Consider the following 23296-nt stretch of genomic DNA (forward strand, 5'->3'; position numbering starts at 1 on the left):
CTCCGCGCGCCCCGCGGCCGGCTCCCGTTCCGGGCGGCCGGGGCCCCGCCTCACACCGTTGCCCCGTGGGGTGGTGGCCGTGGCGGCTTGGCTTAATCTGCACCGGTGACCACCGACCTTGTGCTGCTGCCGCGTGTCGCCTACCGCGGGCGGGAGGTCACCGCGCCCCGGATCCGCGGGCTGCTGGCCCTGCTCGCGGGGGAGTTGAGCGGCGGGTGCGGTACCGCGCGGCTCGTCGCGGGGCTCTGGCCGGGGGAGTTGCCGGCGCGGCCGGCCAAGGCCCTACAGGTGCTGGTGTCCCGGGCGCGGGCGCAGCTGGGGACGGAGGTGCTCGTCAGCACGCCGACGGGGTACCGGCTCGCCCTCGCCGAGGAGCAGGTCGACAGCTCCGCGCTCCTGCTGCACGCCGCCGCCGGCGCCGACCGGGCCCGGGCCGGGGACCACGCGGGCGCGCTCGCCGCCGCCGAGGCCGGGCTCGCGCTGTGGGAGGGCACCCCGGACGAGGACGGGGAGCCCGAGGACCCGGTGGCCGCGCTGCGCGCCGAACGCGCCCCCGTCCGCGCCGCCCTCGCCCGCGCGCGGGGCCTCGCGCTCGCCCGCCTCGGGCGGCACGCCGAGGCGGCCGGGCCGCTGGCCGCGGCCGCCGGCGAGCGGCCGCACGACGAGGAGGTGCTCGCCGAACTGCTGCGCGCCGAGGCGGCCACGGCCGGCCCCTCCGCCGCGCTCACCCGCTACGAGTCCTACCGCCGCGAGCTGCGCGAGGCGCTCGGCACCGACCCGGGCGCCGCGCTCCGGGCCGTGCACCGCGAGCTGCTGCGCGCCGAGGCGCCCCCCGTCCGGCACGGCGTGCCGCACGAGCCGAACCCCCTGTTGGGACGCGACGATGACCTCGCCGCGGTGGAAGCGCTGCTGAGCGCCTCGCGCGCCGTCTCCGTCGTCGGCCCCGGCGGCCTCGGCAAGACCCGGCTCGCGCACGCCGTCGGCCGCCGGGCCGGGCAGCGCGCGGTGTACTTCGTGCCGCTCGCCGGCGTCACGGCGGACGAGGACGTGGCCGCGGAGGTGGCCTCCGCGCTCGGCACGGGCGAGGGACGGCCCGGCGCCCTGGCCGGCCACGCCGCCGCCGACCCGGTGGCCGGCATCCTCGCCGCGCTCGGCCCCGCCCCCGCGCTGCTGGTGCTGGACAACTGCGAGCAGGTCGTCCGCGGCGCCGCCGACCTCGTGCGGACGCTGGTCGCCCGTTCCCGGGACCTGCGCGTGCTCACCACCAGCCGGGCCCCGCTCGGCCTCAGCTCCGAGGCGGTGTACGCGCTGCCGGAGCTGGGTCTCGACACCTCGGTCGAGCTGTTCACCCAGCGGGCCAGGGCCGCCAGGCCCGGGGTCGGGCTGCCGCCGGACGACGTGGCCGGGCTGTGCCGCCAGCTCGACGGGCTGCCGCTGGCCGTGGAGCTGGCCGCGGCCCGGGTGCGGGTGCTGTCGGTGCCCGAGATCGCGCGCCGCCTCGGCGACCGGTTCGCGCTGCTGCGCGGCGGGGCCCGGGACGTCCCCGAGCGCCACCGCACGCTGCACGCCGTCGTCGAGTGGAGCTGGAACCTGCTGGAGGAGGACGGCCGGGCCGCGCTGCGCCTGCTGTCCGTCTTCCCCGGCGGCTTCTCCGGCGAGGCGGCGGAGCGCGTCCTCGGCCCCGACGCGCTGTTCCTGCTGGAGCAGCTGGCCGGCCAGTCGCTGGTCACCGTCGCCGACACCGCCGCCGGCGCGCGCTTCCGGATGCTGGAGACGGTACGGGAGTTCAGCGCGGCCCGGCGCGCGGAGGCCGGGGAGGACGAGGAGGCCGTCGGTCGGTTCCTCACCTGGGCGCGGGACTTCGGCGTCGCGTACCACGACGCGCTGTTCGGCTCCGAGCCGCTGGCCGCGTGGCACCGGATCCGGCCCGAGCAGGACAATCTCGTGCTGGCCCTGCGGCACGCCCTGGCCCGGACGGACGGCCCCGCCATCGCCGCGCTCACCGCGGTCCTCGCCACCCAGTGGTCCACCGACGTCAACTTCCCCCGGCTCATCGCCCTCGCCGCCGAGACCGGCCCGCCGCTCTCGCACTACCACCCGGCCGAGGAGTACGTCGAAGTCGCCCGCGCCGCCGCCGTGTTGTGCGGCGGAACGCTGCTGATGGGCCTCGGCCCGCACGCCGTGCGCCAGCTCGTCACCCTCCGCCGGCTGCCCCCGGCCCCGCCGGACAACCTGCTGCGCGCCACCGCGGCGGTGCTGTGCGCGATCCCCGACATGCGGCCGCCCGACCACACCGTCCTGAAGCGTCTGTGCGACAGCGGCAGCCGCGTCGACGGCGGCAGCGGGCGCTCGCTGGTCGCCGGCATAGCCGAGTGCGTCGCCAGCTACGTCTGGGAGTACGAGCACGACATCGACCGCGCGCTCGTCTCGGCCCGCCGCATGGTCGCCGGGCTGGCCCCGGTGGACAACCCCTCCATGCTGCTCACCGGCCATTCCCGGCTCGGCGAGCTGTGCCTGCGGACCGGGCGGGGCGAGGAGGCGTACCAGCACCTCACGGCCGCGCTCACGGTGCTGCCGCGGCTCGGCGACGGCCAGGACCACATCGGCGTCCGCACCGGTCTCGTCCTCGCGTGCCTGCAGCGTGGCGACCCGGAGGAGGCCGACCACTGGCTGCGGGAGGCCGAGCGCGACGCCGCCCCCCAGGAGGACACCTACTACAGCCCCGACTTCGGCGGGCGCGCCGAGATCGCGCTGGCCCGCGGGCTGACCGAGGTCGGGCTCGGCCTGTGGCGCACCGCCGTGAGCCGGCTGCCCGCGGCCGGCTTCCCGCACGGCGGCGATCCCCGGCTCGACCCCTGGGCGCTGCAGCTCCAGTCGGCGGCGGTGGCGGCGCACGCGTACGCGAGCCGCACGGCGCTCGTCGCGGACCTGGTCGACGGGCTGGAGCGGCGGCTGGAGATCCTGGCCGGCGACCCCGCCCGGCCGCCCATCGAGCTGCCCGTGCTCGGGACCGTGCTGCACGCCCTGGGCCTGGCCGGGCTCGCGGACGGCGACGTTCGCGCCGTCCGGATGATCGCGCTGGCCGAACGGCTGCACGTCCTGCGGGACTTCCAGCCGACGATGGCGGAGGACCGCGCCCGGCGCGCGGCGCGGGACGCCGCCGGGGCGGCGTACTCCGACGCGGTGTCGGAGTACGCCGCCCTGGAGCGCGACGACCTGCGGGGCGCCGTGCGCGCGCTCATCGCGGATCGCGGCTGAACAGCGCGGTGGACCAGCGGTAGCCGAGCACCGTCAGGCCGAGGCACCAGGCGAGAGCGAGCCAGCCGTCGTTTCCGATCTCGGTGCCGAGGAGCAGCCCGCGCAGGGTCTCGATGGCCGGCGTGAACGGCTGGTACTCGGCGACCGGCCGGAACCACCCCGGCATCGTCTCGGCCGGGATGAAGGCGCTGGAGATGAGCGGGAGCAGGATCAGCGGCAGCGCGTTGTTGCTGGCCGCCTCGGCGTTCGGGCTGGCCAGTCCCATCCCGACGGCGACCCAGGTGAGCGCCAGGGCGAACAGCGTGAGCAGCCCGAGCGCGGCGAGCCACTCCAGGGCGGTGGCGTCGGTGGCACGGAAGCCGATGGCCAGGGCGACGGCGCCGACGAGGAGCAGGCTGGCGAGCACCTGTAGCACGCTGCCGGCGACGTGACCGACGATCACGGAGCCGCGGTGGATCGCCATGGTGCGGAAGCGGGCGATGATGCCCTCGGACATGTCCATGGCCACGGAGACCGCGGCCCCGATCACGGTGCTGCCGATGGTCATCATCAGGATGCCCGGGACGAGGTAGGCGATGTACGCGGACCGGTCGGCGTCGCCGCCGATGCCCGCGCTCATCACGTCGCCGAAGATGTAGACGAAGAGCAGCAGCAGGACGATCGGCGTGAGCAGCAGGTTCAGGGTGAGGGACGGGTAGCGCCGGGCGTGCAGCAGGTTGCGGCGCAGCATCGTGGCCGAGTCGCGGACGGCGAGGCCGAGGGTGCTCATCGGGCTGTCTCCGTGGTCTGGTCGGGGGTTCCGGTGCCGCCGGTCAGGGCGAAGAACACGTCGTCGAGGTCGGGGGTGTGCACGGTCAGCTCGTCGGCCTCGACGCCCGCGGCGTCCAGCCAGTCGAGGACGGAGCGCAGCTCGCGCTGGCTGCCGTCGCTCGGGATGCGCAGCGAGAGGGCCTCGTCGTCCCGGCTGACCTCGCGCAGGGCGGTGGCGGCGGCCTGGTAGGCGGCCGGGTCGGTGAAGCGGAGGCGGATGTGCCCGCCGGGGACGAGGCGCTTGAGCTCCTCGGCGGTGCCCTCGGCGGCGATCCCGCCGTCGTGGAGGACGGCGATGCGGTCGGCGAGTTCGTCGGCCTCCGCCAGGTACTGGGTGGTGAGGAAGACGGTGACGCCGTCGGAGACCAGCTGGCGGATGATCCCCCACATCGAGTGCCGCGAGCGGGGGTCGAGACCGGTGGTGGGCTCGTCGAGGAAGATGATCCGCGGGCCGCCGACCAGGGTCATGGCGATGTCGAGGCGGCGTCGCATGCCGCCGGAGTAGGTGGCGGCGGGCTTCTTCGCGGCCTCCACCAGGTCGAAGCGCTCCAGCAGCCCGGCGGCGGTGCGGCGGCCCTCGGCGCGGGGGAGATGGTGCAGGTCCGCCATGAGGAGCATGTTCTCCTCGCCCGTGATCAGGCCGTCCACGGCGGAGAACTGCCCGGTGACGCCGATCGCGGCCCGCACCGCCCGCGGGTCGGTGGCCAGGTCGTGCCCGCCGACGCTCAGTTCACCGGCGTCCGCGGTGATGAGCGTGGAGAGGATCTTGACGACGGTGGTCTTGCCGGCCCCGTTGGGCCCCAGGAGGGAGAAGACCGTCCCCGGCGGCACCGTGAGGTCGATACCGCCGAGGACCTGCTTCGCGCCGTAGGACTTGGTCAGTCCCCGGGCCGCGATGGCGGGTTCGTTCGCTGTCGTTGTCATGCCGCACAGCCTGTGGGGGAGCGGCTTCAGCGGGGTTTCAGAGTGGCTTCAGGGGCGGCCGCCCGGTGAAACCGGCCGTCCCCCGAGCCGCGACAACCGGGGCGTTTCCGCCGGATCGCGCCGCCCGCCGTTCCGCCCCCGCCGGGCCGGCCGGCGGCGGTCCGTGTGGCTCAGACCGTGGCGGTGACCGGTCGGAGGTGTTCCGTGGCCCAGGTCTCGAAGCCGGTGAGGGACAGGCCGAGGGCCTGGGCCAGTTCCGGGCGCGCCGGTTGGCCGACCACGTTCAACCACTCGTGGGTGGCGCCCATGCCCGGCATGCCGGCCGCCCTGGCCTCCGCCTCGGTCAGGTCCGGCGCCGCCAGCTCGGTGCCCAGGGCGCGCGACAGCACCGCGGCGATCTCCGTCATCGACAGGTACTCGCCCGCCAGTTCCAGCTCGACCCGGTCGAACCGGTCCGGCTCGGCGATGGCCGCTGCGGCCACCCGGCCGATGTCGGCCGCCGCTATCAGGGAGAGCCGGGTGGCCGGCTTCACCACCGAGACCAGGCCGCCGGCCACCCCACGCGGGAAGAGGAAGGCCATCTCGGGCTGGAAGTTCTCCATGAAGAAGGCCGGCTTGATCAGCGTCCAGCGGGCGAATCCGGCGGCCCGCAGCCGGTCCTGGATGGTGGCCTTGGCGGTGAGGGTGAGCGCCATCTCCGCCCAGCGGCCCTCGAACCAGCCGGGCGCCTCGGTGTGCTGGCCGGCGCCGCTGACCGAGGTGTGCACGAACTGCCGCACCCCGGCGGCCTTCGCGCCCTCGATGAGGTTGACGCCCTGGTTGATCTCCGCGCCGAAGTCGAAGGTCTGGCCGACCAGGGGCGCCATCTGTACGGAGAAGACGGCCCTGGCGCCCTCGGCGGCCCGGACCACGGAGGCCCGGTCGTCGAGGTCGCCGACGACGAGTTCGGCGCCGAGGGCGGCGACGGCCCTGGCCCGGTCGGTGTCCGGGTTCCGGACCAGGGCGCGGACCGGCACCCCGGCCGCGCGCAGGGCGCGGGTCGTGGCGCCGCCCTGGCGGCCGGTGGCGCCGGTGACCAGAACGGGTGCGGAGTCGGTTGGCATGGTGCTGCTCCTGCGGGGTCGACAACGGAAGGCGTAAACGGCGGGGCCCGCCGTTTAGCTGCCCGCTACGATACGGCGGGGCCCGCCACTTAATCCAGTGGGGGCATCGAGAGACCGAGATCGAGAGGTGACGCCATGCCCGCCCAGCAGCGCGCGGACGCCCGGCGCAACTACGCGCGCATCCTCGCGGTGGCCGAACGGGAGGTCGCCGCGCACGGCGCGCACGCCTCCCTGGAGCAGATCGCCCGGACCGCCGGGGTCGGTTCGGCGACCGTGCGCCGGCACTTCCCCACCCGGCGGGCGCTGGTGGAGGCGGTCTCCGCGACCAGGGTCGAGGCGCTCCGCGTCCGGGCCGGGGAACTGGCCGACCTCGACGACAGCCGGGACGCGCTGCTGACGTGGCTGGGCGAGGTCGTCGTCTACTGCGCCACCGCCCGCGGCCTGGCCGCCGCCCTCACCCCCGACGACGCCGACGCGGGAACGGACGCCGAGTCGCCCTACGACAACTCCTGCGCCACCGTGATCGAGGCGGCCGGCACCCCGCTGCTCCGCCGGGCCGCGCGGGACGGCGCGGTGCCGGAGGACGTCACCATGGCCGAGCTGCTCACCCTGCTGGTCGGCATCGCGCTGGCCACCGAGCACCGGGCCGACCCCGAGGCGACGGCGGACCGGCTGTTCCGGCTGGTGGTGGCCGGGATCAGCCCCGGGCACTGACCCGGGGCCCGGCGGCCCGGCCCCCGGCGGGCGCTAGGAGACGGCCTCGATCCGCTCCATGTGGTCCTCGCCCCACTGCCCGAGCGGCGCCATCGCCTCGTTCAGCGACCGGCCGAAGGCGGTCAGCGAGTACTCCACTTTCGGCGGGACCTGGTGGTACACCTCGCGGTGCAGCAGCCCGCAGGACTCCAGCTCCCGCAGCTGGCGGATCAGCACCCGTTCACTGATACCGGCGATCGTCCGCCGCAACTCACCGAAGCGCAGCGGGCCTTCGGCGAGCGAGAAGAGGATCAGCCCCTTCCACTTGCCGCCCATCATGTCGATGGCCGCGTCCAGCCCGCAGGTGTAGCCGTGCCTTCTTGTTCACTGATCAGAATGTCAGTACCCGATGAAATAGTAGGTACTTGAGAGAACGTGTGCGCGAATGGAGCATGGAGTGCGCCGAATCCCCGGGCCGTTCCGGGGAGTTCCCCCTTTTCCGGAGAACGGAGCACCGCCATGTCCTGCGGGTGCTGGGCGGGGACACCGTGCACCTCGGCGCCGAGCCGGGCCTCGCGGCCCTCTACGAGTCCGCCGTCGGTGCCACCCCGCTGCCCGCCCTGATCGGCTTCCGCCACGGCGCGGCCCTGGTCACCGGGCGTGGGCTGCCCGCTGCCTCGCTGGTGCGGTACCAGGCGCAGTGGCTGGCGATGATCGGCTCGATCCTGCCGACGCTGGCCGCGGAGATCGACCGTGGCGACTACACGGAGCCGGCCTCCTCGCTCGGCCTCTTCCGGGAGGGCATGCCGCAGGACGTGGCGACCGCGGCGGCGGCCGGCCCCGCCGGCCACCGCCGCCACCCGCCCGGCTCAGCGCGCCGGCGGCGCCGGGGTCAGCGCAGCTCCCCGGTGCAGCACTTGACGCTGCCACCGGCCTTCAACAGCTCGCTCAGGTCGATCGGCACCGGCTCGTAGCCGCGCTCGCGCAGCGGCTCGTACAGACCGAGGGCGGCCTGCGGCAGCACCACGTGGTGGCCGTCCGAGACCGCGTTCAGCCCCAGCGCCAGGGCGTCCGACTCCGCCGCCACGATCGCCTCCGGGAAGAGCCGGGCCAGCACCGCCCGGCTCCCGGGCGAGAACGCCCCTGGGTAGTACATGACGCCGCCACCGCTCCGGTCCTGGTCGTCCAGCACGCAGAGCGCCGTGTCCAGGTGGTAGAACCTCGGGTCGACCAGGTCCAGGCCGATCACCGGGCGGCCGAAGAACTCCTGCGCCTCCTGCGGGGCCAGCGGGCTGGAGCGGAAGCCGTGACCGGCCAGCAGCCAGTCGGCCGTCACCGCGAAGTCGCCCTCTCCCTCGTTGGTGTGTTGCGCGCGTTGAAACTCCGCGCGCCCGTGCTCCCGGTGCCACTCCTCGTGCACCCCGGCCTCGCCGTACCGCTCGGGGTGCGCGAACCGGGCGCCCAGCACCCGGTCGTCCAGGACCAGGCCGCCGTTGGCGGTGAAGACCAGGTCGGGCAGGTCCGGGTGGGGGGTCAGCTCGTGCACGGTGTGCCCGAGTGCGCGAAAACAGTCGCGCAGATCACTCCACTGAGCCATCGCCAGTCGCGCGTCGACCGGTTTGGTCAGATCCATCCACGGATTGATCGAATACGTGACCCGGAAATGCTCCGGGGGACACATCAGATAGCGACGGGCTCGATACACCGGGGCTCCTTGAGGGTGAGGGGCCGCTGAACTGGTGCGGGTACGCACCGCGGTGATCACAGTGTGCCCAGCGTGGGCCCCGTTCACCAGACCTCTCCCGATTACCCATCGGGGGTGGGGACAGGGCAGGATGAGCGCCAACCCCGGGAGGAGGAATACGCCGCACTTCCGGGTTGCTGGTCTGCTTACGGGACGAGAGTGAGGCGGTAGGCACTTGATGGCACGCGAGAGCAGGATTCCCCGCTGGTTGCGTCGTGGTGGTCGGGCCGCCGGCGGGGTGGCGGCCGCCGCCCAGGCCCGTGAGGAGTCGCTGCTCGCCGCTGCCGAGGCCGGCCTGCCCGTCGCCCCGGCCGCGCACCCGGAGGGCTACGGCTGTTCCTGCGCCCGGATCGGCTGTCCGACGCCGGCCCGGCACCCGGTCTCCCTCACCTGGAGCACGGAGGCCACCACCGATCCCGAGCGGGTGCTGCGCTGGCTGCGCGCCGATCCCGAGGCCAACTTCGTCACCGCCACCGGCCGCGCCCACGACGTGCTGGACGTCCCGCTCGCCGCCGGCCAGCAGGCGCTGGAACGTTTGGCCGCCGAGGGCGTCGAGGTCGGCCCGGTGGCCGTCGCCGACCCCGACCGGATGCTCTTCTTCACCGCCACCCGCGGCACCCCGGACGACGAGGACGAGTGGTGGCCCTGCGAGTTGGACTGCCACCCCGAGACCATGGACGAGCACCCGGGGCTGCGCTGGCACTGCCGCGGCAGCTACGTGCTGCTGCCGCCCTCCCGGCTCACCGAGGACGGCCGGTCCGGGGTCCGCTGGCTGCGCGGCCCCGAGCACCCGCTGCCCGACCCGCTGGCCCTGCTGGAGACGCTCACCGACGCCTGCGCCAGCCACCGCGAGCCGGCCTGGCCCGGCTGACCCGCCCCTGGACACCCGAAGGGGGGCGACGCCACCGGCGTCGCCCCCCTTCCGCGTTGCTCGTGAGGTTCCCGCGCTTCCCGCGCTTCCCGCGGTCGCCCGCGCCGCTACTCGCCCAGCGCCTGGAAGACGCCCGCCATCCGACCGCGCAGGTCCACCGGGTCCTCGCCCTCCGGCACGTAGGCGGTGAAGGTGGCATACCGCTGGAGGGTGACCGCGCTGTCCGCCGTGCCCTGCATCAGCGGCTTCACCATCTCGTGCACCTGCGGCGTCTCACCCTCGGCCCAGGTCCGCTTCTCGTCCATCCGCATGGTGAACAGCACCAGCGCCCCGCCGTCCGCCGTGCGCACCGCGAACGTCGGGTGGGCGTCCTGCTCGGACGGCACGTCCGCGAAGTCCGTCGACGAGGCCGGGTCCTCGGCCGCCGCCTCCCGGGCGGCCAGCACCTCGGAGGTGTACGGACCACCGAGGAACGAGCCCTGCCCCTGGTCGAGGTACTCGGTGTACGCGGTGCCCAGCTCGCCCGGCACCACCGAGAGGCCGGTGTCCTCGCTGGCGATCTGGATGTCCTCCAGGTAGCCGTCCTCGTCCTCGGCGAACTCCGGGATCGCGGACGGCTGGAGCACCGAGAGGTAGCGCGCCTTCCACTCCTCGTCCACGCTGTTCCGGGAGAAGGTGAGCAGCCAGCGGCTCTCGTTGCCCTCGATCTCGGTGTCCACCATGAAGAACTTGGGCCAGCCGGCCTGCTGCGGGATCAGGAACCGCGGGTTGGCGTAGGACAGCTGCGCCGCCCCGTCCGTCTCCTCGCCCTCGGCACCCTCCTCGCCCTCGGCGGCCGCGGCCTCCTCGGCGAGCGCGCCCTGGGCGGTCAGCCCCGCGCCGTTGATCTCCGCCAGCGCGCCGGCCTCCACCGTCGCGTTCAGCTCCGCGTCGTAGGTGCGCCGGGCCTCGTTGGTCACCTCGAAGTAGCGCTCCAGGACCTGCTCGGCCTCGTCCTCGGTGGCCGCCGGCACCACGGCGGTCTCGCCGTGCACCGTCATGCAGCCCGACAGGGACGTGACCGCCGCCAGGGCCATGAACAGCCCCGCCGTGGTCGTCGTCAGTCGTGCGCGCAGCCGCATCCTGGGCCCTCCCCGTCGTGTTTCGCTCCGGCCCCCGCATGGTATCCGTGCCACGGGCCGGTCCGTGCGGCGGATGCGCGGCCGGCCGCCGTGGGAGGATGCCCCCCATGGTGGGGACGGGGCGCACGATGGGGTACGGGGCGGCCGTGGCGCGGCTGGCCGAGGCGCAGAAGACCGCCAAGGGCGTGTCCCTCTACTCCCGTTACGTCAACCGGCCGGTCGGCCGCCGGCTGGCCGCCGCCGCCTACCGGCTCGGCCTCAGCCCCGACCAGGTCACCCTGCTCAGCGCCGTGGTCAGCGGGCTGGCGCTGGCCGGCGTCGCACTGGCCCCGCCCTCCTGGGCGCTGGGCGCGGCCGTCTGGTTCGGCCTCTTCCTCGGCTTCGCGCTGGACTCGGCGGACGGTCAACTGGCCCGGCTGCTGGGCGTCTCCAGTCCGGCCGGCGAATGGCTGGACCACGTGGTGGACCTGGCCAGAATCACCGCCCTGCACGCCGTGGTGCTGATCGCCTTCCACCGCTTCTTCGAACTGCCCGGCGACGGCTGGCTGTTGCTGCCGCTCGGCTTCCAGCTCGCGCACCTGCTCATCTTCTTCGGCGGGCTGCTCACCGACCAGCTGCGCCGGTCGGCCGCCGGCCGGCCGGCCCCGCCCGCCGCCGTCTCCCGGGTCCGTGCGGTGGCCCTGCTGCCGGTCGACTTCGGCACGCTCTGCCTGGTCTTCCTGCTACTCGGCGACGAACGCGCCTTCCGGTTCGGCTACGCCGCCCTCGCCGTCGCCTACGGCCTGTTCTTCCTGGCGTTCTCGGCGCGCTGGTTCCGCGCGCTCTCCGCGCTCAACGCGTCGAGGGCGCCGCGCAGTTGAGTGCTGGAGGTGTGCACCGTGTACGGGAAGTAGACGATCCGCACGCCGACCGCGGCGAAGTCCCGCTCCAGCCTCTCGCCCTTCGCGGTGCCCCGCCAGTCGTCGCCCTTGAACAGCACGTCGAACCGCACCTGTTGCCAGGTCTCCAGCTTGTCCGGCACGGTCTCCACGAAGGCCGCGTCCACGTGCCGGATGCTGCGCACGATCTCCAGCCGCTCCACCAGCGGGACCACCGGCGGCCTGCCCTTGGCCAGCGTCGCCATCTCGTCCGAGACCACCCCCGCCACCAGGTAGTCGCAGTGACTCCTGGCGTGCCGGAGGATGTTGAGGTGCCCCACGTGGAAGAGGTCGTAGACCCCCGGTGCGTAGCCCACGGTGTGCATGACGCCCGAACCCCCCACTGGCCGGTCGTGAACCCGTCTTACCGTGCCCTGCCGCGCGCTGCCTCGCCGCGCGCTGCGGGACCGGCCGGGCCGGCCCGCGCCGGCACCCCAACTCGCCGGTCCCACAGGCACTTTAGCCCGCGCTGCCGGCCGCGGGGCGGGGAATGGCGCGGCTCGCCCGAATGCGCCAGGATGGCGGCCGGAACCGCCACCGGGACCCCGCCGAGAGTCCGCTGGCACCCGCCGACACCCGCTGTGCGACCGGAAGCTGACGCTCGGTCGTGTCCTTTGCCGGGCGCGCCGCTAGGGTGTGGGGCACCGCCGCCCGGGAAGTCCACCGCTGTTCGGGGCGGCGGAGAGGGAGGACAGTCGTGCGCAACCCGCCGGGTCCCGGTGGCGAACGTCTGCTGCTGGTATCCACCAACTACGCCCCGGAGCAGGCCGGTATCGGCCCCTACGCCAGCCAGCTCGCCGAGCACCTGGCCGCGGCACGCGACGCCGAGGTCCACGTGCTGGCCGGCCTGCCGCACTACCCGGCCTGGCGCGTCGACCCGGCCTACCGGGGCCGTTGGCGCCTGGTGGACGAGCGGGCCGGCGTGCTGGTGCACCGCCGCCGGCACTACGTGCCGGCCCGGCAGAGCGCGCTGCGCCGCGCCGCCTACGAGGCCACCATCCTGGGCCACGGGCTGCTGGCCCCGCCCAGGATCGCCCGGCCGGACGCCGTCCTGGCCCAGGTGCCCAGCCTGGCCGGCGGGTTGCTGGCCGCCCGGCTGGCCCGCCGGTACCGGGTCCCCTTCCTGCCCGTGGTGCAGGACCTGATGGGCGCCGCCGCCGCGCAGAGCGGGATAGCCGGCGGCGGCCGGGTCGCCGCGGTCACCTCGGGGGTGGAGCGCCGGATGCTGGCCTCGGCCGCCCTGGTCGGCGTCATCCACGAGTCGTTCCGGGACCGGGTGCGCGCCCTGGGCGTGCCCGACGAGCGCATCCGCCTGGTCCCCAACTGGACCCATGTGACGGCCCCTTCGCAGCCGCGGGCGGCCACCCGCGCCCGGCTCGGCTGGCCGGCCGGCCAGCAGGTGCTGCTGCACTCCGGCACCATGGGGCTCAAGCAGGGGCTCGACGTGGCGGTCGAGGCCGCCCGGCTGGCCCCGGAGCTGCGCGTGGTGCTGATGGGCGACGGCGCCACCCGCGCCCACCTGGCCCGCCTCGCCGCGCCGCTGCCCAACGTCGAGCTGCGGCCGCCCGCCCCGGCCGCCGAGTTCCCGGAGATCCTGGCCGCCGCCGACGCCCTGCTGGTCACCCAGCGCGCCAGCGTCCTGGACATGAGCGTGCCGTCCAAGCTCACCTCGTACTTCGCCGCCGGCCGGCCGGTGCTCGCCTCGGTCGCCGGCAACGGCGGCACCGCGCAGGAGCTGCGGCGCTCCGGCGGTGGCCGACTGGTCCCGCCCGAGGACCCGGCGGCGCTGGTCGCCGCCGCCCGCGAGCTGGCCGCCGACCCGGCCGGGGCCGACGCGATCGGCGCCAGGGGCGCCGCCTACGCGGCCGGCCACCTCTCCCGCGCCGCCGGTCTGGCCCGGCTCACCGCGCTGCTGGACGAGGCGCTCACCGGGCACCGGACGGCCGCCCCCGCCGCCCGCCCCGCCACCCCGCCCCGCGGAGCGCCCGCGTGAGCGCCGGCGCGAGCGCGGAACCGCGCGCCGGTCAGCCCCACCAGCCCTGGGACGAACCCGACCTGCTCCGCGACCAGTTCCGGCAGCTGCTCCGCTACCGGATGCTGATCATCTGCGGCATCCTGCTCGGCCTGGCCGGCGGCGCCTGGCTCGGCCTGACCGCCAACGAGAGCTACGTCGCCACCAGCGAGATCACCCTCCGCAGCCCCACCGCCGACCCGTTCGCCGGCGGCGCCCCGCTGGACCGGGTCGCGATGGGCTCGGAACGCCGCACCGCCGTCAGCGACATCGTCGCCGAACGGGCCGCCCAGACGCTGGGCACCTCGGAGCGGGCGCCCCGGCTCAAGCGCGGCCTGCAGGTCACCAACCCGCCCAACACCGAGGTGCTGCGCTTCGCCTACACCGCCGACGACCCGGAGACCGCGGCGCAGCGCGCCAACGCCTTCGTCGCCGCCTACCTCGCGCACCGCCAGGCCGACGCCGACAACACCATCGCGCAGAACGTCAACGCCCTGGAGGCCCAGCGCGAGCCGCTGCTGGAGCGCCGCGACCAGCTGCGGGCCGAGACCGACACCCTGGTCGAGGGCACATCCGCCTACGACCTGGCGGTCGCCGACCTCTCCCAGGTGGTCGGCCAGATCTCCGAACTCAACTCCGACATCGCCGCGTTGCGCGCCCTGGACACCACCGGCGGCCGGGTCATCACCGAGGCGACGCCGCCGAGCGAGCCGGCCGGCCCCGGGCTGCCGCTGCTGCTGGGCCTCGGCTACGTGGTCGGCATCGGCATCGGCCTGCTGGCGGCCTGGGTGCGGCTGGTCTTCGACCCCACGGTCCGCTCGGCCGGCGACGTCACCCGCACCCTGCGGGCCCCGGTGCTCGGCGTGCTGCCGCGCGCCGGCCGGGTCCCCGACCAACTGCTGGCCGAGGGCCGGCTCGCCGAGGAGTACCGCTCCATCGCCTTCCGGCTCGCCTACGACGAGAGCTTCGCCCAGCGGCGCCGGCTGCTGGTCGTCGCGCCGCGCGGCGGGATCGAGACCCCGCTGGCCACCGCGGTCAACCTCACCGCGGCCTTCGCCGAGATGGGCATGAACGCGCTGCTGGTCGAGGCCGACCTGCGCACGCCCACGCTGATCGAGCAGCTCCGGCACGCCGACGGCGTCCGCCCGGGCTGGGCCAGGACGCCGGGGCAGGCCACCGACGGCGGCTGGCCGGCCGGCATGCGGGTGCCGATAGACGGCGGCGAGTCCGGCATCTTCGACCTGGTCCCCGGCCGCCGGGTGCGCAACGTGCCGCGCGCGCTGACCTCGCCGGCCGCCACCGCGCTGCTCGGCCACGCCGACACCAAGGGCTCGGTGGTCGTGGTCCTCGCCCCGCCGGTCCTCTCCTACGCCGACGCCATCGCGCTCAGCGACCGGGTGGACGGCGTGCTGGTGGTCTGCGACCCGGCCGAGGTGCGCCGCGAAGACCTCGGCCGGGTCCGTGAACTGGTCGTGGGCGCCGGTGGGTTGCTGCTCGGCGCGGTGCTCCACTCGTGGGGTAACGGCTCCGAGCACACCCGGGGCCAGGCCCCACCGGAACCCGCCGCGGCACCGTCGCCGCACCCCGCCCGTCCCGCCGTCGGCACCGCGCCCGGCGGGCGGGGGACCGTCCCCGGGGGCACCGGCGCCGACCGGGGGGACCCCGCCGAGACCATGGGCCTGCGGGTCCTCGACCCGGCCGACCTGGAGGACGGCAACCCCCGGTACTGATCCGCCGCGCCCCCGCGGTCGCACGGCCGGGACCCCGCCCCGGCCCGCACGCCGGCGCGCACCGTCGCCCGCACGCCCCCAGCGCGTCCCGCACCACCGCCCCAGCCCTCGCAACCAAGCCCCGCAAGCCCACCCCAGCACCCGCGGGCCCCGGACCCCGCACGCCCCAGCACCCGCACGCCCCCACCGCCGGCACCCCGCCGGCGCCCCCCCCGCGGCCCCTGACCCGGGGCCCCGACCAGGGCCCCCGAAGGAGCCCGCCCAACCCCCGCCGGACTCCCCGGAGTTCGCCGAACCCACCCTGAGCAGAGAAACCAAGCTGTGAGCAGAGATAACGGCGCGACCAGCGGCCAGGCCGCCGCGCCCCACCCCCGTGCGTCCCTCACCACCCTGGCCGCAGTCGCCGACCAGGGCGTGGCCGCCGCCACCAACATCGCCGTGGTGATCGTCGCGGCCCGCCAGTCCACCGCCGACGACTTCGCCTCCTTCGCCGTCGTCTACACCGTCGCCGCGGTGCTGCTCGGCGCCACCGGCGCCTTCGTCGGCCAGCCGCTGGTCCTCCGCAAGGGCCAGCGGTTCACCCTCAACCGGCACTGCTGGGACGCCGTCACCTTCACCCTCGCCGGCGCCACCGCCATCGGCGCCGTGCTGGCCCTGGCCACCTTCGCCCTGTCGGGCGGCGTCGCCGCCGGCCTGACCGCGCTCGGCCTGGTGCTGCCGATCGTGCTGACGCAGGACGTCCTGCGCTATGTCTGCTCGCTGCTGGGCGTTCCCGCGCTCGCGCTCGGCGGCGACCTGCTGCGGCTGGCCGTCGTGCTGCCGGTGCTCGCCGCCCAGCCGCACGGCACCGATCCCGGCCAACTCGTGCTGGCCTGGGGCCTGTCGGCGCTGCCCGCGCTGCTCCTCGGCGCCGGGCTGCTGGCCTGGCACGCCCGCGAGGTGCGGGGCATCCGGCCGGCCAGGCTGCTCGGCCACCGGCACCTCGGGCGCCGCTTCGTGGTGGAGTTCGGCGTCGGCAACGCCGGCTCCCAACTGGCCATCATCGTCCTGGGGTTGATAGCCAACCCGCTGGTCGTCGGCGCACTGCGCGGCGCCAGCACCCTGTTCGGCCCGCTCAACGTGCTCTTCAACGCCGCCACCGGCTTCGGGCCGCCGCTCCTCAACCGGCACGAGGGCCCGCACCGGCAGGCCAGGACCGCGCTGGGCGCCGGCGTGGTGCTGGCCGGCGTGGCCGCGCTCTGGGGCCTGACGCTGACCGTGCTGCCGGACCGGCTCGGCCGCGAACTCCTCGGCGACACCTGGGACTCGGCCACCGAGATCCTCACCGCCACCGGCACCCAGTACACCTTCATGGCGCTCGGCACCTGCGCGTTGCTGCTGCTGCGGGTCCTCAGCCCGCGCGCCACCCTCCCGATCCAGCTGGTGTGCTCCGCGCTCACCGTGCTCGCGCTGTTCGTCGGCTACGCGCTGGGCGGCGTCCTCGGCGCGGCCTGGGGCCTGGTGCTCGGCTCGGCGGTGAAGGCCGGCGCCGGCTGGCTCCGCGCCTCGCTGGAACTCCGCACCGTGGTACGGAACTGATCATCAGTCACTGACCCCACGGCCACCGATCCCACGGCCACCGCCCCCTTGGCCCGGCGCCGCCACCCGGCGCCGGGCGCTAGGATCGAACGCGTGTCCGGAACGAGGGGGGCGGGCGGTGCCACCGCGCTGCGCCGACGATGGGGCGCGGCCGAGATCGCCGCGCTGCGGGCGGACCTGCTCGCCCAGTCCCGCGTGGTGCGCGGCCCCCACCTGCTCACCGCCCCCTGGGGGACGACGCCGGACGGTTGGACCGACCTGCGCGGCCTCGCCGACCCCGACGGGCTGTCCGTGCGCTGTCTCACCCTGACCCGGGTGGACCTCAGCCACGCCAGCGGTCGGCTGCGCTTCCACGAGACCGAGGTCACCGACGGCCGTTTCACCCGGGTCGTGGCCACCGCGGGGAGCCGGCTCGACCGGCGGTTCGAACGCTGCGACTTCCGGTCGGCCCGGCTGCCCGGCACGGTGCTCGGCCGCCGCTTCGTCGACTGCGACTTCAGCGGAGCGAAGCTGCGCAAGGCGACCCTGGGGGAGAACGCGGTCTTCGAGCGGTGCGACTTCACCGGCGCCGACCTCACCGACGCCACCCTCGTCGGCGGCCGGTTCGTGGACTGCGTCTTCGCCGACCTCACCCTGTCCGCCCTCAGCCACCTGCACCGCTGCGCGTTCCAGGGCGGTCGCCCCGATCCCGGCCCCGCCCGGCTCACCCGCTGCGCCCACGACGGGACGCCGCTGCCCGACGCCTGGGCCGGCCAGCCGGCCGCCGACCAGCTGGAAGCGGCCTACCTGCGGCGCTACGTCGCCGCCGCCCGGGCCGGCGCGGCCGACACCCTGCCGCTGGCGCCCGAGTCCCCGTGACCGGGGCCGCCCGGCCTGCCGGGCCCGTCGGGCCTGCCGGGCCGGAGGCCAACTGCGCTCAGAACACGGGTGGTTCGGGCGCGTAACCACTCGCGCCGCCGAGATGGGCCTCGACGGCCGCCGCCCAGGAGCCGTCCTCGACCATCCGCCGCAGCGCCGCGTCGACGTCGGCCCGCAACGCGGTCTCGCCCTCCGGCAGCCCCACCCCGTACGGCAGTTCGCCGCCCAGCCGCAGCCCGGCCAGCTCGAAGTCGCCCGCGTACCTCTCCTGCGCCGCGTAGCCGGCCAACAGCGCGTCGTCGTTGGTCAACGCGTCCACCTCGCCGCTGCCCAGGGCGTCGAGACACTCCGTGAGGGTGGAGCGCTCGACCAGCGTCACGCCGGGCGCCAACGGCAGCAGGGCCTGGCCCGCCGAGCTGCCGGTCGGCGCGCATACCGACAGGTCGTTCAGCGCCTCGATATAGGGGACCGTCTCGCCCGCCCGGACCAGCAGGTCCTGGTAGGCGGCCAGATAAGGGCCGGCGAAGTCGATCTCCGCCTCCCGGCTCTCGGTGATCTGGAAGGTGGCGACGACCAGGTCCACCTGGCCGCTCAGCAGCAGGTCCTCCCGTTCGGCGCTGCTGACCTCCACCAGGGCGACGTCCTGTTCGGCGACGCCGAGTTCGGCCGCGACATAGCGGGCCACCTCGATGTCGAAGCCGGCCAGCTCGCCGTCCTCGCCGAAGACCCCGAAGCCCGGCTGGTCGTACCTGACCCCGATGGTCAGCCCCTCCGGGGCGCCGCCCACCGGCTCATCCTCCGGGTCGTCGCCCTCCGGGCCCTCGACCACCCCCTCGACCGTGCCCTCCGGCCCCGGCTCCACGTCGGCCCCGGAGTCGGCCTGGCCTTCGGCGGACTCGGACGTCGGGTCCTCCGCCCGCGCCCCGTCCCCGTTCTCCGGCCACAGCCACACCGCCGTCACCACCCCGAGCCCGGCGGTCGCCAGCGTCGCCGTCGCCCACAGCCCGGCCCGCCGCCGGCCGCCGCCCGGCGGATGCGGGGGCGGCGGCGGCACCGCGGCCGACCCGACCAGCCGCTGGTACGCCGGGTCCTCGGCCAGCGTCCGGTCGACGGCCAACCGCCGCACGATGGTCAACGGGTCCGGCCGGTCCGCCGGTTCGCGCGCCACACAGTGCCGGATCAGCTCGGCCAGCCGCGGCTCCACCCCGGCCACGTCCACCTCGCCGTGCACCACCCGGTAGCTGACGGCCGGCCACTCGCCGCCGCCGTAGGGGGGTCGGCCGGTCGCCGCCGCGGCCATCGTGGCGCCCAGCGCGAACACGTCGGCCGCCGGCCCGGCCGCGCCGCCCAACAACACCTCGGGCGCGGTGTAGCCGACCGTCCCCGGCGTCTGGCCGGTGTGGGTGAGCTGGGTGTGCTCGGCCGCCTTGGCTATCCCGTAGTCGATCAGCTGCGGCCCGCCGGGGGACAGGATCACGTTGTGCGGCTTGACGTCCCGGTGCACCACGCCGTGGCCGTGCACCGCCGCCAACGCCTCCGCCAGCGCGGCGAACAAGCCGGTACACAGGTCAGGTTCGAGCGGCCGGCCCCGGGACGCGTGCAGCAGCGTCGGGCCCGGCGCGAACTCCGTCGCCAGCCAGTAGGGCGGCGCGTCCAGCGACGTCGCGACCAGCCGCGCCGAGTACGGGCTGCGCACCGCCCGCACTGTCGCCGCCTCCCGCCGGAACCGCGCCAGCGCGTCCGCCTCCTCGGCGACATCCGCCCTGATCACCTTCACCGCGACCGACATCCCACCCGGCGACCGGCCCAGGAACACCACCCCCATCCCGCCGCTGCCCAGCCGCGCCAACAGGGTGAACTCGCCCAACCGCTTGGGGTCTTGCCGTCTCAGAGGCTCCACCCCCCTACTCTGGCAGAGCCACCGCCGCCCCGGTGCCTGACCGGGCGATGACCCGGCGGCGGGCGCGTGGGGCGGGCCGATGGCGGCCCGCCCGGTGACGCACCGGAGAGCGGGCGAGGCGGATGACGGGATCGCACACGCCGGTTCGGGAAGCCGATCTGGCCCGCGAGATCCTCGCCCCGCCGGCGGCGACCGTCCCGGCCGGGGGTGCCGACCACCGAGACCAACGCGCTCCGGCCTGGGCCCCGGGCGTGACCGGCCTCCGCACGCTCATCCGGTGCACCGCCGCCGCTCCCACCCGCCACCGCCGGGGCCCGCTGACCGGTGGGGTCTGACCGTCGTGGGCGGCTGACCGGCGGGTCGGGCGGCGGCGTGGCGCGTCGGTGGTCAGCGGCGGTGGTGGGTCAGGATCTCGGCGACGCGGCGGTGCGGGGCCGGGTGGGCGGCGGTCGTGGGGGCGTCGCTCTCGCTCTCCCACAGCAGGTTCTGCAGGACCCGGGCCTGCGTCCAGGCCGCCGCCCTGGGCCGGTCCAGGCCGAGCACCTCGGTCATCAGGTCGAAGCGGCGCAGCACCGCCCGGTCCACGTCGCCGCCGGCGACGGCCTCGTCCCAGCGGTTGTGCAGCGCCGGCAGCAGCTCGAACGCCGGGTCGCCGGCCAGCGGTTTGGGGTCGATCGCCAGCCACCCGGCGCGCTGCTCGCCGTCCGGCAGCGGGGCCAGCACGTTGTCGTAGTGCAGGTCCCAGTGGAGCAGCCGGTCGCCGGCGCCGTCCGGCAGCACGTCGGCGAGGGCGCCGGCGCACCGCGTCAGCAGCCGGCCCGTCGCCTGGTCGGCGGCGGCCACCGCGGCGGGGACCCGGCGCAGCAGGTCGGCGGCGATGTCGGCGAGCCGGGGCAGCCCGGCCGGGGCGGGCACGGCGGTCAGCTGGGCGAGCCGCTCGCTCAGCAGCCGCAGCGCCTGGGTCACGTTCGGGACCGAGCCCAACGAGCGGCCGGCGTCCAGCCGTTCGAGCAGCATCGAGCCGGAACCGGGGTCGTGCTCCAGCAGCCGCACCGCGCCCGCGCCGTCCCAGGCGCGCAGCGCGAGCGGCTCACCGCGGGTCTCCTCGTCCACCGGCTGGAGCTTCAGCACGGCGGCCGTGCCGTCCGCCCGCCGCACCGGCAGCACCAGCGCGACGGCTCCGTTGGCCACCGGCCCGTCCGGCGTCAACGCCCAGCGCTCCAGGCACCGTTCGGCCAGCGCCGGCAACCCGGCCACCCACCCCCGGCCGGCCGCCCCGAAGGCGTCCACCAGCCCCGCCGGCACCTCGAACAACGGACGGGGACGGACCATGCGGACACCTCACGACGGCTGGGCGGACGACGGACAAATCCCCATGGAACCCGGCCCGGCGGTCAGCCGTCCGTCGGCGGTGTCAGCAGCAGGGTGGCCAGGGCCCGGGGCGGGACGCTCGGGTGGCGGTCGCTGACCTGGGCGTCGCCGACCTCGATCAGGCGCCAGGTGCCGTCCGCCCGGCGGGCCACGTCGGTGGTGATGAACGGGCAGCCCAACCGCGCGACCGGGTCCCGCAGTTGGTCCAGCGGCGGGGTGGGGACGGCGGGGTCGGCGGCGTCCGGGTGGGGGGTGTGCAGCACCGGCTCGCCGGCCAGCCACCAGACGCGGACCTCGGGCCCGGTGTAGTGCTCCCAGGCGCGCAGCGCCACCCCGCCGGCCAGGAACTCGTCCTGGAGCTCCATCATGCGGGCCACCACCCGCCGCAGCCCCGGCGTGTCGGCCAGGTCGGGCACGTAGGCGGCGGTGTCCCACTCGTGCTTGCGGGACTTGACCCAGTCCTTGACCACGCCGGGCCCGGCCGGCAGCGTGCTGGCCAGCCTGGCCAGCTCCTCGGCGGTCGGCACCTCGCCCGGCTCGGCGGCCAGCCACCGACTGGCCGCCGTCACCGCCTCGAACTCCGGGTACCAGTAGGGCAGTTCGTGCGCACAGCGGTACTCGTCAGCGGACACCCGCAGCGGGGTGCCGCGGGCGGCGAGAGCGGTCGCCAACTCGGCGTAGCGCTGCTCCGGGATCATCCAGCCCCGGTACCAGACGGGCCCCAGGTCGCGCGGGACCCGTGCCACCGCGTCCCGCGCGTCCCCGGCCAGCAGCGCGTCGTGGTCCAACAGTGCGACCGTGCCACCCAGTTCGCGCACCGCCTCCGCCTCGGGGGCGAAGTGGGCGTCGACCCGGCGCGGGTTGAGCGGATCGCGGCAGAACAGCACCTGACTCATGGCCTCACCGTAACCGGCCCGGCCGGTCAACGCAGTTCGGTATGCGGCCGGGGCCGGAACGTGGTGACCAGGGCCAGGCAGAGCAGCGCGATGCCGATCCGGCCGGACGCCTGGAGCAGCGAGCCGCGCAGCAGGATGAAGCCGTAGCCGGCCAGCACCGGCACGACCACGGCCAGCACGTTCCCCGGCGACGGGTCGTCCAGGGTTCTCCGCACATAGCGGCGGTCGGTGCGGGCGGCCAGGTAGCCGATCCCGGCGAAGCCCAGTGACATGCCCAACAGGCCGAAGTCGAGCCACAGTTCGGCCCAGAGCGGGGAGGACAGGTTGGCGCTGTCGGTGCCCATCCAGCCGCCGACCAGGAAGCCGGTGTCCTCCGGCTTGTCCGCCCACATCCCGCGCGGCACGAAGAACAGCGCCGCGCCGAGGAGCTGTTCGCCGTAGGAGTGGCCGTGCCCGTCGCCGGCGAAGGTGACGGTGTTGGCGAACATGTTCAGCTGGTCGTAGTCCTTGATGACCAGCGGTTCCAGCACCGAGTCCGTCTCCAGTGGGCGTCGTTCCTCCTCCGCGTACCGGAACCGGTCGGTGAACGGGAAGATCAGCAGCGCCACCACCAGGCCAAGCGCCAGCGCCGCCCGGTACATCACCGGGCTGCGCGGGAAGACGGTGAAGAGCAGCGCGAAGAGCACCGTGAGGAACCAGTAACGCGGGTTGGAGATCGGGTTGTTGACCACCGCGTTGAGCAGCAGCAGCCCGGCCCAGGCCAGCACTACCGCCGGCCGTCGGCGGGCCTCCCCCGAGGTGACCAGCCAGCGGGTCAGGAAGAGCAGCGCCAGCAGCGCCGGCACCGTGCCGAAGCCGCGCAGCAGCGCGCTGCCGGCCTCGCCGCCCTCGCCGTCGACCGGCGTGCCGGTGGCCTCGGCCAGGCTCAGTCCCAGCTCCTGACGGCTCGTGAAGAACACGGCAGGCCCGCCGAGTTGGACGATCAGCAGACCGCTGGCCGCGTAGCCGAGCAGCACCAGCAGCCAGAGCCGGCCGCGGTGCACGCTCGCCGGCCGGCGGCGTTCCCGCCCCAGCGGGCGCACCCGGGCCAGCAGCGCCCCCACGTCGAAGGCGATCATGCCGCAGAGCACCAGCGCGGTGGCCAGCTGGGTGTCCTCCCGGGGGCCGAGCACGGGCGTCGGGTCGCGGCCCAGCACGCTCTGCGCCAGCGGCGCGATGCCCATCGCCAGGTAGCCGAAGAGCCAGAACGCGCCCTGCACCAGCCGCCGGCGGCCGGAGAGGACCATCGCGCACAGCCGCACCCCGGCGTAGCCGGCGACCACCAGCTGGAGCCAGAACGTGGCGTCCCGCAGCCCGGAACCCTGCTGGGCGGCGACCGCCAGCGGCAGGGCGCCGACCACGGTGGCGATCAACGGGACCGAAAGCGGCCGGGAGAGCACCGCCCGGCGGGGCACCTCGATCGCCACCCGTCCCCCTCCGCCAACCCGGACCCCCGGCATCGCGGAAGGCCA

19 protein-coding genes and 1 pseudogene are annotated in these 23296 nt (G+C 75.4%); 9 read left to right on the top strand and 11 right to left on the bottom strand.

Annotated elements, in window-relative coordinates:
• The first annotated feature begins 105 nt into the window (after positions 1-105).
• Positions 106-3258, top strand: a complete 3153-nt coding sequence (locus RM844_RS00580) for an ATP-binding protein (protein WP_311663390.1) — start codon at positions 106-108, stop codon at positions 3256-3258.
• Here RM844_RS00580 and RM844_RS00585 read toward each other — a convergent pair.
• The 3 genes from RM844_RS00585 to RM844_RS00595 form a co-directional block, all read right to left on the bottom strand.
• Positions 3239-4027, bottom strand: a complete 789-nt coding sequence (locus RM844_RS00585) for an ABC transporter permease (RefSeq protein ID WP_311663392.1) — start codon at positions 4025-4027, stop codon at positions 3239-3241. The two genes, RM844_RS00580 and RM844_RS00585, sit on opposite strands and share 20 nt — an antisense overlap.
• Positions 4024-4992 (bottom strand): ATP-binding cassette domain-containing protein, encoded by a 969-nt coding sequence (locus tag RM844_RS00590; protein WP_311663394.1) that lies wholly within the window; start codon positions 4990-4992, stop codon positions 4024-4026. The genes RM844_RS00585 and RM844_RS00590 overlap by 4 nt, the downstream gene beginning before the upstream one ends.
• A gap of 170 nt (positions 4993-5162) precedes the next feature.
• Positions 5163-6095, bottom strand: a complete 933-nt coding sequence (locus RM844_RS00595) for an NmrA/HSCARG family protein (RefSeq protein ID WP_311663396.1) — start codon at positions 6093-6095, stop codon at positions 5163-5165.
• Positions 6096-6230: 135 nt separating this feature from the next.
• Between RM844_RS00595 and RM844_RS00600 the strand changes: the two genes are divergently transcribed.
• Entirely contained in the window at positions 6231-6809 is a 579-nt protein-coding gene (locus RM844_RS00600) for a TetR/AcrR family transcriptional regulator (protein WP_311663398.1), read from the top strand.
• Positions 6810-6842: 33 nt separating this feature from the next.
• On the opposite strand, the gene RM844_RS00605 is transcribed toward RM844_RS00600, so the two are convergent.
• Complete coding sequence (locus RM844_RS00605) at positions 6843-7124, bottom strand: winged helix-turn-helix transcriptional regulator (RefSeq protein ID WP_311664291.1); 282 nt, start codon at positions 7122-7124, stop codon at positions 6843-6845.
• Positions 7125-7297: 173 nt separating this feature from the next.
• On the opposite strand from RM844_RS00605, the pseudogene RM844_RS33730 reads away from it, so the two are divergent.
• A pseudogene (locus RM844_RS33730) lies at positions 7298-7627 on the top strand (imine reductase family protein); the annotation flags it as partial.
• A 53-nt stretch (positions 7628-7680) separates the two neighbouring features.
• Here RM844_RS33730 and ddaH read toward each other — a convergent pair.
• Positions 7681-8469, bottom strand: coding sequence for a dimethylargininase (gene ddaH / locus RM844_RS00615; RefSeq protein WP_311664293.1), 789 nt, complete (start codon positions 8467-8469; stop codon positions 7681-7683).
• 241 nt (positions 8470-8710) lie between these two features.
• On the opposite strand from ddaH, the gene RM844_RS00620 reads away from it, so the two are divergent.
• The gene (locus RM844_RS00620; protein ID WP_311663400.1) at positions 8711-9403 is read left to right on the top strand and encodes a bifunctional DNA primase/polymerase; all 693 of its coding nucleotides are present in this window, start codon (positions 8711-8713) and stop codon (positions 9401-9403) included.
• Positions 9404-9510: 107 nt separating this feature from the next.
• Here the strand turns inward: RM844_RS00620 and RM844_RS00625 are convergent, their stop codons facing one another.
• Positions 9511-10524 (bottom strand): hypothetical protein, encoded by a 1014-nt coding sequence (locus RM844_RS00625; RefSeq protein WP_311663402.1) that lies wholly within the window; start codon positions 10522-10524, stop codon positions 9511-9513.
• A gap of 107 nt (positions 10525-10631) precedes the next feature.
• Between RM844_RS00625 and RM844_RS00630 the strand changes: the two genes are divergently transcribed.
• On the top strand, positions 10632-11384 hold the full coding sequence (locus tag RM844_RS00630; RefSeq protein WP_311663404.1) for a CDP-alcohol phosphatidyltransferase family protein: 753 nt from the start codon (positions 10632-10634) through the stop codon (positions 11382-11384).
• On the opposite strand, the gene RM844_RS00635 is transcribed toward RM844_RS00630, so the two are convergent.
• Complete coding sequence (locus tag RM844_RS00635) at positions 11300-11767, bottom strand: adenylyltransferase/cytidyltransferase family protein (RefSeq protein WP_311663406.1); 468 nt, start codon at positions 11765-11767, stop codon at positions 11300-11302. The genes RM844_RS00630 and RM844_RS00635 overlap by 85 nt on opposite strands.
• Positions 11768-12138: 371 nt before the next feature.
• Between RM844_RS00635 and RM844_RS00640 the strand changes: the two genes are divergently transcribed.
• The 4 genes from RM844_RS00640 (at position 12139) to RM844_RS00655 (ending at position 17618) form a co-directional block, all read left to right on the top strand.
• Complete coding sequence (locus RM844_RS00640; protein ID WP_311663408.1) at positions 12139-13434, top strand: glycosyltransferase; 1296 nt, start codon at positions 12139-12141, stop codon at positions 13432-13434.
• Positions 13431-15182 carry a lipopolysaccharide biosynthesis protein gene (locus tag RM844_RS00645; RefSeq protein ID WP_311663410.1) on the top strand — a complete coding sequence of 584 codons (1752 nt, stop codon included), beginning with the start codon at positions 13431-13433 and terminating at the stop codon, positions 15180-15182. The genes RM844_RS00640 and RM844_RS00645 overlap by 4 nt, the downstream gene beginning before the upstream one ends.
• Positions 15183-15503: 321 nt before the next feature.
• Positions 15504-16760, top strand: coding sequence for an MATE family efflux transporter (locus RM844_RS00650; RefSeq protein WP_311663412.1), 1257 nt, complete (start codon positions 15504-15506; stop codon positions 16758-16760).
• A 93-nt stretch (positions 16761-16853) separates the two neighbouring features.
• Complete coding sequence (locus RM844_RS00655) at positions 16854-17618, top strand: pentapeptide repeat-containing protein (protein ID WP_311663414.1); 765 nt, start codon at positions 16854-16856, stop codon at positions 17616-17618.
• Positions 17619-17676: 58 nt separating this feature from the next.
• Here RM844_RS00655 and RM844_RS00660 read toward each other — a convergent pair whose 3' ends face one another.
• The 4 genes from RM844_RS00660 to RM844_RS00675 all read right to left on the bottom strand — a co-directional run bounded on the left by RM844_RS00660 (position 17677) and on the right by RM844_RS00675 (position 23284).
• Positions 17677-19518: a bifunctional serine/threonine-protein kinase/glutamate ABC transporter substrate-binding protein gene (locus RM844_RS00660; protein ID WP_311663416.1), complete on the bottom strand. Its 1842-nt coding sequence runs from the start codon at positions 19516-19518 to the stop codon at positions 17677-17679.
• A 387-nt stretch (positions 19519-19905) separates the two neighbouring features.
• Positions 19906-20850, bottom strand: coding sequence for an aminoglycoside phosphotransferase family protein (locus RM844_RS00665; protein ID WP_311663418.1), 945 nt, complete (start codon positions 20848-20850; stop codon positions 19906-19908).
• A gap of 62 nt (positions 20851-20912) precedes the next feature.
• Positions 20913-21785, bottom strand: a complete 873-nt coding sequence (locus tag RM844_RS00670; RefSeq protein ID WP_311663420.1) for an ATP-grasp domain-containing protein — start codon at positions 21783-21785, stop codon at positions 20913-20915.
• 26 nt (positions 21786-21811) lie between these two features.
• Entirely contained in the window at positions 21812-23284 is a 1473-nt protein-coding gene (locus tag RM844_RS00675) for a hypothetical protein (protein WP_394814378.1), read from the bottom strand.
• Positions 23285-23296 lie beyond the last annotated feature (12 nt).

Origin of the sequence: Streptomyces chisholmiae (assembly GCF_031845445.1) — a bacterium.
Classification (GTDB): Bacteria; Actinomycetota; Actinomycetes; order Streptomycetales; family Streptomycetaceae; genus Streptomyces; species Streptomyces chisholmiae.

Excerpts from the sequence above, each read along its gene's own strand:
- RM844_RS00585 (WP_311663392.1), bottom strand. The coding sequence starts at position 4,027 with ATGAGCACCCTCGGCCTCGCCGTCCGCGACTCGGCCACGATGCTGCGC.
- RM844_RS00590 (WP_311663394.1), bottom strand. The coding sequence starts at position 4,992 with ATGACAACGACAGCGAACGAACCCGCCATCGCGGCCCGGGGACTGACC.
- RM844_RS00595 (WP_311663396.1), bottom strand. The coding sequence starts at position 6,095 with ATGCCAACCGACTCCGCACCCGTTCTGGTCACCGGCGCCACCGGCCGC.
- RM844_RS00600 (WP_311663398.1), top strand. The coding sequence starts at position 6,231 with ATGCCCGCCCAGCAGCGCGCGGACGCCCGGCGCAACTACGCGCGCATC.
- RM844_RS00605 (WP_311664291.1), bottom strand. The coding sequence starts at position 7,124 with ATGGGCGGCAAGTGGAAGGGGCTGATCCTCTTCTCGCTCGCCGAAGGC.
- ddaH (WP_311664293.1), bottom strand. The coding sequence starts at position 8,469 with ATGTGTCCCCCGGAGCATTTCCGGGTCACGTATTCGATCAATCCGTGG.
- RM844_RS00620 (WP_311663400.1), top strand. The coding sequence starts at position 8,711 with ATGGCACGCGAGAGCAGGATTCCCCGCTGGTTGCGTCGTGGTGGTCGG.
- RM844_RS00625 (WP_311663402.1), bottom strand. The coding sequence starts at position 10,524 with ATGCGGCTGCGCGCACGACTGACGACGACCACGGCGGGGCTGTTCATG.
- RM844_RS00630 (WP_311663404.1), top strand. The coding sequence starts at position 10,632 with ATGGTGGGGACGGGGCGCACGATGGGGTACGGGGCGGCCGTGGCGCGG.
- RM844_RS00635 (WP_311663406.1), bottom strand. The coding sequence starts at position 11,767 with ATGCACACCGTGGGCTACGCACCGGGGGTCTACGACCTCTTCCACGTG.
- RM844_RS00665 (WP_311663418.1), bottom strand. The coding sequence starts at position 20,850 with ATGGTCCGTCCCCGTCCGTTGTTCGAGGTGCCGGCGGGGCTGGTGGAC.
- RM844_RS00670 (WP_311663420.1), bottom strand. The coding sequence starts at position 21,785 with ATGAGTCAGGTGCTGTTCTGCCGCGATCCGCTCAACCCGCGCCGGGTC.
- RM844_RS00675 (WP_394814378.1), bottom strand. The coding sequence starts at position 23,284 with ATGCCGGGGGTCCGGGTTGGCGGAGGGGGACGGGTGGCGATCGAGGTG.